The 14,170-nt window shown below is 37.9% G+C and carries 13 protein-coding genes, 1 tRNA gene and 1 other annotated feature; of the genes, 12 read left to right on the forward strand and 2 right to left on the reverse strand.

The features are described from left to right. Positions 1 to 4: 4 nt before the first annotated feature. The gene (locus tag FYJ57_RS12530; RefSeq protein WP_106493284.1) at positions 5 to 898 is read right to left on the reverse strand and encodes a LysR family transcriptional regulator; all 894 of its coding nucleotides are present in this window, start codon (positions 896 to 898) and stop codon (positions 5 to 7) included. A 201-nt stretch (positions 899 to 1,099) separates the two neighbouring features. On the opposite strand from FYJ57_RS12530, the gene leuC reads away from it, so the two are divergent. Together leuC and leuD are read left to right on the forward strand one after the other, a co-directional pair. Further along, positions 1,100 to 2,368 carry a 3-isopropylmalate dehydratase large subunit gene (gene leuC / locus FYJ57_RS12535; protein ID WP_118568376.1) on the forward strand — a complete coding sequence of 423 codons (1,269 nt, stop codon included), beginning with the start codon at positions 1,100 to 1,102 and terminating at the stop codon, positions 2,366 to 2,368. Between the two features lie 13 nt (positions 2,369 to 2,381). Beyond that, entirely contained in the window at positions 2,382 to 2,876 is a 495-nt protein-coding gene (leuD, locus tag FYJ57_RS12540) for a 3-isopropylmalate dehydratase small subunit (RefSeq protein WP_022171608.1), read from the forward strand. A 288-nt stretch (positions 2,877 to 3,164) separates the two neighbouring features. Here the strand turns inward: leuD and FYJ57_RS12545 are convergent. Further along, positions 3,165 to 3,238: transfer RNA gene (locus tag FYJ57_RS12545), tRNA-Pro, on the reverse strand. 170 nt (positions 3,239 to 3,408) lie between these two features. Beyond that, positions 3,409 to 3,666, forward strand: a binding site (T-box leader). A 97-nt stretch (positions 3,667 to 3,763) separates the two neighbouring features. Between FYJ57_RS12545 and FYJ57_RS12550 the strand changes: the two genes are divergently transcribed. The 10 genes from FYJ57_RS12550 (at position 3,764) to FYJ57_RS12590 (ending at position 13,851) form a co-directional block, all read left to right on the forward strand. Then, positions 3,764 to 5,416, forward strand: coding sequence for a 2-isopropylmalate synthase (locus FYJ57_RS12550; RefSeq protein WP_022171607.1), 1,653 nt, complete (start codon positions 3,764 to 3,766; stop codon positions 5,414 to 5,416). 408 nt (positions 5,417 to 5,824) lie between these two features. Further along, positions 5,825 to 6,142, forward strand: a complete 318-nt coding sequence (locus FYJ57_RS12555; RefSeq protein ID WP_154432908.1) for a DUF6508 domain-containing protein — start codon at positions 5,825 to 5,827, stop codon at positions 6,140 to 6,142. 69 nt (positions 6,143 to 6,211) lie between these two features. Beyond that, the gene (locus FYJ57_RS15150; protein WP_205839985.1) at positions 6,212 to 6,454 is read left to right on the forward strand and encodes a hypothetical protein; all 243 of its coding nucleotides are present in this window, start codon (positions 6,212 to 6,214) and stop codon (positions 6,452 to 6,454) included. Between the two features lie 148 nt (positions 6,455 to 6,602). Next, positions 6,603 to 8,192, forward strand: coding sequence for a VirD4-like conjugal transfer protein, CD1115 family (locus tag FYJ57_RS12560; protein ID WP_154432909.1), 1,590 nt, complete (start codon positions 6,603 to 6,605; stop codon positions 8,190 to 8,192). 438 nt (positions 8,193 to 8,630) lie between these two features. Then, entirely contained in the window at positions 8,631 to 9,803 is a 1,173-nt protein-coding gene (locus FYJ57_RS12565; protein ID WP_154432910.1) for a nucleotidyltransferase domain-containing protein, read from the forward strand. Between the two features lie 2 nt (positions 9,804 to 9,805). After that, the gene (locus FYJ57_RS12570) at positions 9,806 to 10,777 is read left to right on the forward strand and encodes an ABC transporter ATP-binding protein (RefSeq protein WP_154432911.1); all 972 of its coding nucleotides are present in this window, start codon (positions 9,806 to 9,808) and stop codon (positions 10,775 to 10,777) included. Then, complete coding sequence (locus tag FYJ57_RS12575; protein WP_154432912.1) at positions 10,764 to 11,582, forward strand: ABC transporter permease; 819 nt, start codon at positions 10,764 to 10,766, stop codon at positions 11,580 to 11,582. Before FYJ57_RS12570 ends, FYJ57_RS12575 begins: the two co-directional genes overlap by 14 nt. A gap of 4 nt (positions 11,583 to 11,586) precedes the next feature. Continuing rightward, positions 11,587 to 12,381 carry an ABC transporter permease gene (locus tag FYJ57_RS12580; protein ID WP_154432913.1) on the forward strand — a complete coding sequence of 265 codons (795 nt, stop codon included), beginning with the start codon at positions 11,587 to 11,589 and terminating at the stop codon, positions 12,379 to 12,381. A 111-nt stretch (positions 12,382 to 12,492) separates the two neighbouring features. Continuing rightward, a complete protein-coding gene (locus tag FYJ57_RS12585) occupies positions 12,493 to 13,092 on the forward strand; it encodes a CYTH domain-containing protein (RefSeq protein WP_205839987.1) in 600 nt (199 codons plus the stop codon). Between the two features lie 81 nt (positions 13,093 to 13,173). Next, the gene (locus tag FYJ57_RS12590) at positions 13,174 to 13,851 is read left to right on the forward strand and encodes a CYTH domain-containing protein (protein ID WP_154432915.1); all 678 of its coding nucleotides are present in this window, start codon (positions 13,174 to 13,176) and stop codon (positions 13,849 to 13,851) included. The last annotated feature ends 319 nt before the right edge of the window (positions 13,852 to 14,170 follow it).

The raw sequence follows: 14,170 nt of genomic DNA on the forward strand, positions 1-14,170 counted from the left end.
AAATTTACGGGAGAATGTTTCCTCGTAAATCCAGAAAATGTTGAATAACGGGATTCGCCTGTTCGTGTTTACGGCAGGCGAATCCTATTTGTCTTGGAGAAAATGTAAGTCCCAGTGGAAGAGTGATCAGATCCCCGCGATCCAGCTCTTCCTGAACAAATTCCTGAATCACACAGGCGGCACCCATTCCAATCTTTGCAAATTCGATCAGAAGATCCATTGTTGAAACTTCCAGAATATTGGAAAACTCCACACCATGTTCCAGAAACACACGATTGATATATTGCCTGGTAATATTTTCTTCATCGAGCATCATAAATGTAGCGGTCTGAAAAAGATCGCCGTTACCTGATCGCAGTTCCAGATGTTCCAGGTAGGCGGTTGTTGTTACAAAAATATCCTGAATCTTTTGCAGTGGCTGAAAATAAAAACCTTTCTGTATCGCCGGTTCGCCGACAAGACCAATATCTATTTTATTTTCTTCCAGTAATGTCAGAGTCTGGTAAGTGGACTGACAGCTGATGGATATTTTTACATGTGGGTACGCCTTTATAAAGCGTTGCAGATGAGGCAGAAGGATATATTTGCAAAGAGTAGTGCTGACACCTATACGAAGCTGGTCTACTCCAAGAGCATGATGGCGTGCCAAAATCTCTTCTCCTTCTTCAAGAGTCTCAAAAGCATCTCTGGTATGCTGGAAAAGGATCTCCCCATCTGCGGTAAGAGTAACACCCCGGGAACTTCGTTTGAACAGGGTTGTGTTCAGATTGTCTTCCAGTTTTTGAATGGATTTGCTGATAGCGGGCTGGCTGATATATAGTTCTTTGGCCGCGTGAGAAATACTGCCCTTTTTTGCGACTGTGTGAAATACATAATAAAGAGAAAGATTCTGTTCCATGTAAAACCTCCGTGTATAGAATATCAGTGACAAATGAAATAATATAACCTGTAGTTATAGAGAATATATTTTATATGTATTGTTATTATATCGCAAGATATGTTACAATAGCAAACAGTAAATGAAAAAAATCTCAATTTCATGATACCAGGGGTAAAACAGGTTTGCCCTCAACATTATATACACAGGAGGAACAGAAACATGGGAATGACGATGACACAGAAAATTCTGGCAGCGGCAGCGGGTCTTGAGAAGGTAGAAGCAGGACAGCTGATCGAAGCAGAACTGGATCTGGTACTGGGAAATGATATCACCTCACCGGTAGCAATTCATGAGATGGATAAGATGACAGTAGATACGGTATTTGATAAAGATAAAGTGGCACTGGTCATGGATCACTTTATCCCGAACAAAGATATCAAGTCTGCACAGCACTGCAAGTGTGTAAGAGAATTTGCCTGTAAACATGATATCACTAATTATTTTGATGTCGGAGAAATGGGTATCGAGCATGCACTTCTCCCGGAAAAAGGTCTGACAGTAGCAGGCGATGTGATTATCGGAGCAGATTCTCATACCTGTACATATGGTGCCCTGGGTGCATTCTCTACCGGTGTGGGAAGTACGGATATGGCAGCCGGTATGGCAACCGGTAAAGCATGGTTTAAAGTTCCATCTGCTATCAAATTTAATATTGTCGGAAAACCTGCAAAATGGGTGAGCGGTAAAGATGTGATCCTGCACATCATCGGCATGATCGGTGTGGATGGGGCTCTGTATAAATCTATGGAATTCACAGGCGAAGGCATTAAAAATCTGTCCATGGATGATCGTTTTACCATTGCCAACATGGCAATTGAAGCCGGTGGAAAGAACGGTATCTTCCCGGTTGATGATGTAGCTATGACATACATGAAAGAACATTCCAAGCGGGAATGGAAAGTATTTGAAGCTGACGAGGATGCAGTTTACGATGAGGAATACACCATTGATCTTAGCACACTGCGTCCGACCATCGCGTTCCCACATCTGCCGGAAAACACAAAAACCATCGATGAGATCACAGAAAATGTGAAGATCGATCAGGTAGTTATCGGTTCCTGTACCAACGGACGTATCGATGACCTGCGTATTGCGGCAGAGATCCTGGCAGACAACAAAGTGAAAAAGGGTATCCGCTGTATCGTGATTCCGGCAACACAGAAGATATATCTGCAGGCAATGGAAGAAGGTCTGTTAAAGATCTTTATCGAGGCAGGAGCTGTAGTAAGCACACCGACCTGTGGACCGTGTCTGGGTGGTTATATGGGCATTCTGGCAGAAAATGAGCGCTGTGTGTCCACAACCAACCGTAACTTTGTAGGCCGTATGGGACATGTGGATTCTGAAATCTATCTGGCAAGCCCGGCTGTTGCTGCAGCGAGTGCTGTTACCGGTAAGATTTCTTCACCGGAAGAATTAGGTTTATAGGAGGAAGAGAAAGATGAAAGCAGAAGGAAGAGTATTTAAATATGGTGACAATGTAGATACAGACGTAATCATTCCTGCACGTTATCTGAACTCTTCAGATCCGGCAGAGCTGGCTACTCACTGTATGGAAGATATTGACAAAGAGTTTGTAAATAAAGTACAGAAAGGTGACATCATCGTTGCCAATAAAAACTTTGGATGTGGTTCTTCCAGAGAACATGCACCGATTGCAATCAAGGCAGCAGGTGTAAGTTGTGTGATCGCAGAAACGTTCGCACGTATCTTTTACAGAAATTCTATCAATATTGGTCTTCCGATTATCGAGTGCCCGGAAGCGGCAAAAGGAATCGATGCAGGTGATGATGTGGAAGTGGACTTTGACAGTGGTATGATCTACAATAAAACAAAAGGAACTGAGTTCAAGGGACAGGCGTTTCCGGAGTTCATGCAGAAGATTATCAAAGCCGAGGGCCTGGTAAATTATATTAACGCCAATACGACAAAATAAAAGAAAATAAATAGAAATAGTACAGGCAGTCGCAGAGTTTCGGACTGCCTGTATTATTTATGCGAACAACGATTCAAAGTACATGCTTGCATGAGACCCTGCGACTGTCGCGATAATCAATATTGATCCACTGGATCAATTATTGATATGCAATGCAACGTAGAATTCGCGAAGCATATTTTATCTTGTTTCTGCCTCGTTTTTGCAAAAGTAAAGCGATCGAAATTGTTCTGTTATGAAGTATCGTGTTCCGGAAAAACGGCAGAAACTGCCTGGAAAAGAAAAGTATCGGGGCAACAGGATTTGAACCTGCGACCTCACGGCCCCCAGCCGTGCGCGCTACCAAGCTACGCCATACCCCGACAAAACTGATTTATACATGATAGAGACTATTATATGCATTATAATGGGTTTTGTCAATAATTATTTGATTTTTAAAATTGCTTTAAAAATCGATAAAATTCATTCTGATAAAACTTTATCATAGAAACCCGTTGACAATCTGTCTGCTTCTATGGTAGAATTTAACTTGTAAATGGCGTAGAAGAGGAAGAGTACAGAGGATTCGGCTTTCAGAGAACTGCTGGATGGTGTGAAGCAGTGAATGAAGAATTTGGAACTGCCCTTGGAGCTGCTGTCTGAACGAAATATATTTCCAGTAGGAACAGACGGAGTACCCCACCGTTATCATGGGGGAGGATATAAGGTGTAGACCCGTATCTGGCAGAGTGCATGAAGTTATTCATGAAAAAGAGTGGTACCGCGTAGGAGATAATCCTTCGTCTCTTGAGAAGAGAGACGGAGTTTTTTTTACGCATTTTTACATATCCATAAAGAAGATAGATGCCAGAGATGTGCAGGGAATCAAATTTAGGAGGACAAGAAACATGATGAATTACAAAAAGTATGTGAGACAGTATTTTATGCCACCTGTAAAATGTATGAAATGGGCAGAAAAAGAGTATGTAGAGAAAGCCCCGATCTGGTGCAGTGTGGATCTGCGAGACGGTAACCAGGCACTTGTGATCCCGATGAGTCTGGAACAGAAAATTGAGTTCTTCAAACTTTTGGTAAAAATTGGATTCAAGGAAATCGAGGTAGGTTTCCCGGCAGCATCTGAAACAGAATATGAATTCTTAAGAGCCTTGATCGAACAGAACCTGATTCCGGAAGATGTAACTATTCAGGTACTGACACAGGCAAGAGAACATATTATCCGCAAGACCTTTGAGGCGGTAAAAGGTGCACCGAGAGCCATCATCCATGTATATAATTCTACATCGCTGAGCCAGAGAGAGCAGGTGTTCCGTAAATCAAAAGAAGAGATTAGAAAAATCGCTGTAGATGGAGCTGCCCTGTTAAAGAAACTGGCAGATGAGACAGACGGAAACTTCCTGTTTGAGTACAGCCCGGAAAGCTTTACCGGAACAGAGCCGGAATATGCACTGGAGGTGTGTAATGCAGTTCTGGATGTATGGAAACCAACACCGGATCAGAAGGCAATCATTAACTTGCCGGTAACAGTAGAACATTCCATGCCGCACGTATATGCAAGCCAGGTTGAGTATATGTGTGATAACCTGAATTACAGAGAAAATGTTATTGTATCTCTTCACCCGCATAACGACAGGGGATGTGGTGTTGCAGATTCTGAGCTGGGACTTCTGGCAGGTGCAGACCGTATCGAAGGAACTCTGTTCGGAAATGGTGAGCGTACCGGTAATGTAGATATCATTACACTGGCGATGAATATGTATGCTCAGGGTGTAGATCCGGAACTTGATTTCTCTGATATGCCAGGCATCTGTGAAAAATACGAAAAATTCACCGGCATGAACGTAGATCCGAGAAGTCCGTACAGCGGATCTCTGGTATTTGCCGCATTTTCCGGTTCCCATCAGGATGCGATCGCAAAAGGAATGCACTGGATCGAAGAAAAAGATCCGGATCACTGGACGGTTCCGTATCTGCCGATAGACCCGAGAGATGTGGGAAGAAGCTATGATGCCAATGTTATTCGTATCAACAGCCAGTCCGGTAAAGGTGGCGTAGGTTATATTCTGGAAACAAAATACGGTCTGAATCTGCCACCAAAGATGCGTGAAGCTATGGGTTACGCAGCGAAAGCAGTATCAGATCATACTCATAAAGAACTTCATCCTGATGAAATTTTTGAACTGTTCAAAGAAACTTTCGAAAATGTCAAAAAACCGCTGGATATTCAGAAAGTACATTTCCAGCAGAACGGACACATCACCACACAGGTTACGTCTTCCTTTGAAGGCCGTGTGATCACTACCGAGGCAGATGGTAACGGACGTCTGGATGCGGTAAGTAATGCACTGAAAAAAGCATATGACATGCAATATACACTGGTTTCCTACACCGAGCATGCACTGGAAATGAGCACAAGTTCAAAGGCAATTGCATACGTGGGTATCCAGAAACCGGATGGATCCCTTTCCTGGGGTGCAGGCGTCGACAGCGACATTATCCGTGCATCTATCGATGCCTTAGTCACCGCTATCAACAATCGATAGAAAAAACCCTTTATTTATAGGCTTTTTCGAGAAAAAAACAGAAAAAAATGTGTACAGATTCAGGGATTAAAAGTACCATAAAATAGTGTATTTTTTCATAAAATTTCATTAAAATTGAGTAGAAATTGTGTACGGAAAAATACAAAGTGTGTACGGAATATTCCATGAGTAATCAACAGAAAAGATGGAAAGAAAATAAAACAGAGCCTAGGAACAGAGCAAAGCTATCTAGTAATAGATAGCTTTGTTTTCGTATAAAGAGAAATTTTCTAAAGATCGGTTAAAATTGTTAAGAAGAGATATTGGAAATTCGTATTTTTTAATACTAGAATATATGTTCGCAATATGATAAAATAAAAGAACATATATTCGATATATAAAGATACATTTTCAAGGTGGTGGACGACAATGAAAAGAGAAGAGAAAATTGAAATGATTCAGGAAATAATTGAGAAAAAAGATCCATACATAGGTCTGTACGCAGAGTTACTACTTTCGATGGGCGATATGAAACTCAATTACAGAGATTATATGATTACAGAACCAATCAATTGTTTTGAAGAATTAAAGAGGGTATTTAATGCTGATTATGATTTATGTGCAGCATTGTTGACTATGGTACTGAGAGAGGATCATTTTTCATGTGGATCCTTTAAACAAAGATTTGCTGCTGGTCAGGTACTACTAATTTTAAAACGTATGAGGGATATCCTGAGCATGAAATAAGTAAAAGAAAAATTATGGTAATCTGTAAAATAACATGATAAAACAAACTATAAACAGAAAGGATATTTAATGGATATACTAACTAATTTACAAGAATACGGCGTGATAGACGCTGCTTTTACTATTGTATTAATTATTTTAAAATATAATGGAAAACAAGGATGGAAGGAGAGCCTAGGCTTATCTGATAGAGAAAAATTTTTTCATCTTTGGCATGGATGTATCTGGTTATGTATTATCAATACTATAATCGAAATTTTGTATTTGGGAGAGAGCATGGGTCAGCAGAATGGGCTGACCCGTAACAGGTGATGGCATCGAAGGGAGACAAACAGGGAAGGATTCTTTCCCAACATATCACTTTAAGTAAAAGTGGGAAAAAAATTGCAAACAATAATATGATTGTAGTAGGTGCTCTGGGAACTGGGAAATCCTTTCGGATTGTTGCACCTAATTTAATTTGCTGCGGAATGATGCTTCAGTTGTTGTGTTGGATGTTAAAGGGGATCTTTTACGAAATTATGGAAAAGCCATGGAAAAGAATGGATATCAAATAAAATGTCTGGATGTAATCAGCTCTGACTTTGGGAAAAGTCATATGTATAATCCCTTTGTATATGTAAAAACAGAAGTAGATATGATTCGTCTGGTAAGCAATATACAGACATCTCTGACACCGCAGGATACATCCAAAGGAGAACCATTTTGGGAGGATGGGGTAACGATGTATCTTTTGGCATGTTTCTATTATGTATGGTTGGAAATGGAGGAACCAACCTTGCCGAAAGTTCAATTATTGATGAATGAAGAAAGCCGGATATTGGATGAAGAGACAGGGGAAACGGAATTGGAAAAACGTATGAATACACTTGCGGTACGCTCGCCTATGGGAAATGAGCATCCGGCAGTTAGTAATTATAGAAAGTTAAAGGAAGGTGCGCCAGATACAGTAAGATCTATCATTATTATGTGTAATTCGAAGTTTAAATTTATGGGTGTAGCTGCAGCAAAAAGATTATTTTCGGAAGATGAGATGAATTTGTATGAGCTTGGAATGGGTGTCAACGGGGATAAAACCACGAAGACAGCCCTTTTTTTGTGTGTCCCGGATGATGACAGGTCATTTGATTTTATTGTTGGAATGCTGTATACCTCACTATTTCAAGTATTAATTGAGTGTGCAAGAAAAAATGGTGGTGCGTTACCGATTCCAGTAGAAGTCTGGATGGATGAATTTGCCAACGGCTCCAGACCGGAAAGTTTTGAAAAACTGATTACTACACCTCGAAGCAGAAATATATCTGTGATTATGTTTTTACAGTCGGTCAGCCAGCTAAAACAGATTTATAAAAACGATACATGGGAAATCCTGATGGATGCCTGCTCAACGTTTCTCTATTTGGGCGGAGGCCGGGGAGCCTATTCCACTCACAAATACATTGCTGATTTATTGGGAACAGCAACGATTGATAAAAAGAATGATGGTTTAAGTAAAGGAACGAGTGGAAGCACCAGTATAAACTTTGATCGGCAGAGCAGAGAATTATTGACCAGCGAGGAGATTTCCAGAATACCGGATGAGGACTGTATTATTTTCATTCCAGGTGAAAAACCGATATATGATAAAAAGTACAATACACAGGATATGAAAGAGTTTAAAGAAGTAAAAAACTTGGGTCCTTATGTTCCGGATATTTGTGTTAAAAAAACTGAAGGTGGAGGATATGTCACTGTGAAATCAGAGGGTAAGTTGATTCCACTAAATGATGCGGAAGTAGCGTATTTTAAGGAACAGGTAAAAAAAGGTGAGGATGTCCGAGTGATTGATTTATCAGAAGAAAACTTTATGCGAATGGAATTTACGGACACTGTTTCAGGGATCGATGTGGATTTGCTGAATCAGATGTCAGAACAAAAGAAATATGAAGAAGTGGGTGAAGTAAGAGATTTACCGGGTAATATTTTTGAGTGGCTGGGAAGAAATTATGATAAAATCACGCCAGAACAGAGAGAGAAGATTTTCATGGATTTGGAAAAGAAACAAGAATAAGATAATTGGAGAGATGAGTTACCTTAAATGCAGAGATATTGAGAGAACAGCAGTTTTCATTCAGTTTAGCTATGAAGAACGAGCTAGAATAGTGAATTTGTATGGAGGTTCAGTAGATTAAGTAATAGAAGATATTTAGATATTGCAATGAAAAGCAATTTTAGACAGGTATAACGAAAAAGTTTTGATCTTACGATATAATATGTATATCAGATATGCTGGGATGAGTATTAAAACGATTTGAAAAATAGACCCAAAGAGTGAAGAAAGCGAATGATAGAGGGTAGACAATAGCATAATACAAAGTTTATAATTGGAAAAACACATAAATATATATGAAAATAATACAAAATACCGTTATAAATATGATAGATGTAGATTGGGAACAGAAAGTTTTATTTTAAGGATGTTAATATATTATACAAGGAGGAAAGTAGCATGAGACAAGAGGATAAGTTTATAATTGAATTGCTTATGCCAAACACTGATTGGAGCAGTAATGAAAAATTAAATAACACTTTGGATTGGGATTACATTATCCATCACTGCACACAACACAAGTTATTACCTGTACTTTATAACAGAATCAGGAATGCATTACAGATACCCCAGTATATTGTGCAAATTCTTGATAATGAGTACAAAATAAGGAAACATATGTATTCTAAACAAAGAGATGAATTTTTACACCTTTTGAACGAATTGGATAAGGCTGGCTTGAAAATAATTTTACTCAAAGGGGTGTACTTGGCAGAAAAATGTTATAACGATCCTTTAGAACGTCCGTATCTGGATATGGATATCCTTATTCAGAAAAATGAAACTGAGGATGTGTTTCAAGTTATGAAGAGTCTTGGTTATGTTCAGGGAAAATATAACAGAAACACACACACCATAGATAAATTTGATAATAACAGATTAAACGGATATGAATCTGAACTTCAGCACTATGGTGAATTTGTTAAGTTAAGTGGTTCTGATTTTTTTCCTATTTATTCTGTTGACGTGCACCACAGGCTTAGTACAATTTTTGACAGTTTTTATTATGATTCTAATTTACTTTTTCAACGGGCAAAAAAGGAGAATATTCAGGGGATAAATTTTTGGCGATTAAGTAATGAGGACTTTTTACTTCATCTGTCATCTCATTTATATTGGCACACCCTCTCCTTACGAGATATAATTTCTGGACGAGATATACGCCTGTTATCATATTTGGATATTGCACTTTTTGTTTCGAAAAACAAAATTAATTGGGAAAAGTTATTTGAATATGCTAGAGAAAGCGAATTAGATAATGCATTATACTATACTTTGTATCATTGCCAGCTTATATTTGGAAATATTATTCCGAATGATATATATGTAACATGGGATATGCAAAAGGTAAAGGAAATTAGCAATACAATTTATGACAGATGGTTTACACGGAATACTCTTATCCCGGTAGGGAAATGGACAACTGACTTCATGGAAAGAGTTTTTGATGATGATAGAAAGAATGAAGCGTTACTTTCTTTTTATAATGATTATATTAACAAAGTGTTGTTCTCTGGTAGCTATTTTAAAGTTATAGATATTTCTGCAGAAGACAGATTTGATGAGGAATAATCATGATAGAAGTAAGTCATTTAGTAAAAGAGTTCAAGATACCTGTGCAGAAAAAGGGCAGGTTTGCCGCTGTGAGAAATCTGTTCTCCAGTGAACACACTATCAAACGTGCGGTTGACGATATTACATTTTCAGTTGACGATGGAGAAATAGTGGGTTTTATCGGGAAAAATGGCGCTGGAAAATCCACCACGATTAAAATGCTTTCCGGTATTTTGCAGCCTACCTCAGGAAACGTCACAGTTGACGGTATCAAACCTTTTGAACAGCGAATGGAGAATGCTAAGCAGATTGGTGTCGTATTTGGTCAAAAAACACAACTTTGGTGGGATGTTCCTTTGATTGAAAGTTATCGTCTGCTGAAGGAAATTTACAAAATTGAGGATGGTACTTACAGGAAGAATCTTGATCGCTATATTCCCATGTTGGATCTTGAGGAGGTTATCAATAAACCCGTGCGGCAGATGAGCCTGGGACAACGGGTAAAGGCGGATATCTGTGCGGCGCTGTTACATGATCCTAAAATCCTTTTTTTGGATGAGCCTACGATTGGTGTTGATGTTGTTTCTAAGAAATATCTTCATGATTTTATTTCTGAGATTAATCGTGAAAAAGGTACTACGGTTTTGCTTACCACTCATGACATGGGGGACATAGAAAAACTCTGTTCCCGTGTGGTGGTGATTGATTCCGGTCATCTGATGTATGATGGAGATTTAGAGAGTATGGTGCAGAAGTTTGGCGTTATCCGTTCACTGATGATAGAGTTTGATGAGCCTGTTGGGGACTTTCAGGTAGAGAATGCGAAGCTGACCAGGAGTGAGGGGAACCGTAAATGGTTCTCGTTTCATCGGTCAGAGGCCACCCCAATGGAGCTGATACGTTCTATCGGTGATAAATATCCTGTTCACGACATTGAAATCATTGAGCCTGATATTGAGGAGATTGTGAGGAAACTTTATGAGAGCAAGTAGGGGAATCAGTATACACACGGGCATGGCTTTTTTGCGTAATGAATTTTACAATATGAGCATATATCGTGTGTCCTTTTGGATTAACTTGTTTTACACATTCCTTATGATGTACAGTGTAGGTTATGTGTGGCGCGCGTTGTATGCCGCAAACCCCAACGTTAGTGGTGTACCGCTTCCCCAGATGATCTCCTACGCTGTACTGGGTGTTGCCCTGGAGGCAATCTTGCATCCACGGAACGGTCCGCAGATCTATATTATGGAGCAAGTTCGCAAAGGTACCATTGAAATGGATATTATGAAACCCATTGATTTTCAGTTTTATATGTTTGCAAAGAATATGGGAAGTATTGCGGTGCGTTTTTTGTTCTTGGTTTTACCTTCATTGATTGTGGCATTTTTCCTGTTTTCATTAAAATTGCTGGATTTGTCTGCGCTTTTTGGCTTTCTTTGCAGCTTGGTTTTCTCAATTATCGTGAGTTTTTTCCTGAACTTTATTCTGGGGCTTCTGAGTATGATCACCATGAATATCCGCAACATCAATTGGGGGTACAATGCGTTGCTTCGTTTCTTTTCCGGACAGATGGTGCCATTGTGGATTTTTCCCAGTGCGCTTGGCGTTATCAGTGATTTTTTGCCATTCCGTTGCATTTATGCCATTCCCATGTCCATCTATATTGGAAATTATGCGGGAATGGATATGTTGAGAGAATTAGGCGTGCAGTTTACATGGATATTTGTACTCGGGTTATTATCACGTCTGTTGATGAAACGGGTCTTTGCCAGAGTAATGATACAGGGAGGTTGAGGAAATGTGGAACATTCGATTATATGGTCATTTTTTGCGTGTGGCTATTCTGGGAAAAGCACAATATAAGGCTGATTTTTTTGTGGGGATAATAAGCGTTTTGATTCTGAATGCTGTAAATCTCTCTCTCATAGGTATTCTGGTATATAATTTTAATACTCTGGGCAATTGGAATATATGGGATTTACTGTTCCTGTATAGCTTCTGGATGCTGAGCCGTGGGATATACGGCGTGTTTTTCTGGCATTTATCTGACCTGGAGGAAATGATCGTAGGCGGTACGCTTGATGCCTATTTGATTCGTCCTGTCAGTCCGTTTCTGCAATTTATCGGTAAAGATATCAGTTATACAGGCGTAGGAGATTTTCTGGTAGGGGTATTAGGGTTCATCCTTGCCGCTGCTCAAATCGGAATACACTGGAATATGGGGCAATGGGCATATTTTGTGATTTGCGTGCTGTCAGGAGCTTTGATACAGGTGGCTATCAACCTGATTGGCGCCAGCCTTTGTTTTTGGACAACACGTTCTAATGCAGCCATGAATATAGCAGAAAGATTTACAGTATTAATGCAGCAGTACCCGGTGAACATTTTTGGGAAATATTTTCAGATATTTGTTACCTGTTTTTTGCCAGTGGCTTTTATTAATTATTATCCCAGTGTTGTGCTGTTAGGTAAGGCGGCAGGGGGGATTAAGATGTGGCAATATTTTGCGCCTTTCGTTGCGATTATCATGTTGGCAATAGCGGCAGTTGTCTGGACGAAAGGAATAAAAAGATATACGGGAACGGGAAATTAGTGGTACTTTTTTATGCTAGAACCGAAGAAACGCTTGCGATAGTATTCGGTGAAATTTTGAGGAGAAATAATTAATCGAATAGTTGTTAATTAAGAGATGGAGAGAGGATATATGGTAAATCAAGAAATTGAAAAAGAAATGAAAATTATGATATCAGAAACACAGTATGAAGAACTTATTAAAGAACTACCTTCATCAAAACAAATCAGAAACATTAATTTCTATTTCGACGATTTAGATAGACAGATGATATTTAATGGGAATACAGTAAGAGTGCGTGCTAATAAAGAAAAAATGTATTTACAATTTAAAAGCCATATTGAAAAAAACGGTTACACGACGGTCTCAAAAGAATTTTCAAAAAAATTGGAAACACTTCCTTATTGTATAGATAGTAAAATACTATTTGAATTAACGGGTGTAAGATATCCAGATGTATTTTTGTTAGGCTTTTTGGTGACAGATCGTATTATTTGTACATTAAATTCCAAAATTCAAATTATGCTTGATAAGAATACATATTTAGGCTGTTTAGACCATGAAATTGAAATAGAATATACATGTGAAGAAAGTGAATTGCAAGAAGCTTTAAAGATATTAAAGAAGTATAAAGTTGAAATTAGTGGTGAGAGAGAAATAATAAGTAAGTCATGTAGATTTGCACAGAAATATTATAATGATTTGAAATATGTTATACCAAAGGATGGATAAGCTACTATTGAGAATAGTATTTATAGAATTGACCCACAAAATTAAATTTTGAAAATTATTTTATAAGGACAAAAGAAAAAGATGAAAATACGAGAAAAAATAATTATTGAAAATGAAATAAAATTTGAAGTTCAAAAGAAAAAAGATTTTATGAAAATTTTTAATTATCTTTGTAGTAATTATGAAGTCTTACCATATAAAAATGCTTTATTATATGATTATTATTTTGATACAATTGATCAAAAATTAGCAAATAAAAATATATCATATAGAATAAGATTTAGACCCCAGCCTTCGATAAATCTAAAATTTCCGCATTCAAAATGCAACAATATTTGGAGTAGATATGAATATTCATGCAAATTTAATAAAAAAATGAATGAAAATGAATTGTTGGCTTGTAGCTGTGAAATTAATTCAGAAATTAAAAAGATATTAGAAGTAGAGCAGTTAGAAAACAGTTTATCTGTAGTTGCTAATTTAAGAACATATAGAATAGGTTTTAATATTTATGATAAAAAGAAAAATGCATTAGGAAAAAGACAACTTATAGGAGTTGCCTTCTTTGATGAAACGAGAAATATGGATAACTCGAATAATTTTTTTGAGTTTGAAATGGAATCTTATGAGCAAACAGATGTGTTTGCTTGTCCATATATTTTTCAAAATTTTGAAATGATAGGTGATTTTATGGAAAAAAATGGATTTTTTTCGAGTGAAAAAAGTAAATATTTTAGATGTCTAGAAGAAAAAAAATAGATTTTATGCAGTTTTGAAAGGTAAATTAATTTTATAACATGTCAATACAAAAGATTTGCCTGTTTACACATTATTACAAATTTTAGAAAGTTATCCACATTGGCTAGTGTAATGACACGTTGATATTTAAACTAATCTTTGTATCCTAATTACAACTTAGGATACAAAGATGTGAGCTTTATACGCGCATCATTTGTTTTAAATTGCCAGTTTACGCCATCTTCATTACTGTTGCGTTCGTTTTCCCAAACGGATAGTTCTCTTTGAAGATGTTCAATGGAACTGATTCGTCTTGAAAGACATTGCCGTGTCATTACAT

Source organism: Oliverpabstia intestinalis (assembly GCF_009696065.1).
Taxonomy (GTDB): domain Bacteria; phylum Bacillota; class Clostridia; order Lachnospirales; family Lachnospiraceae; genus Oliverpabstia; species Oliverpabstia intestinalis.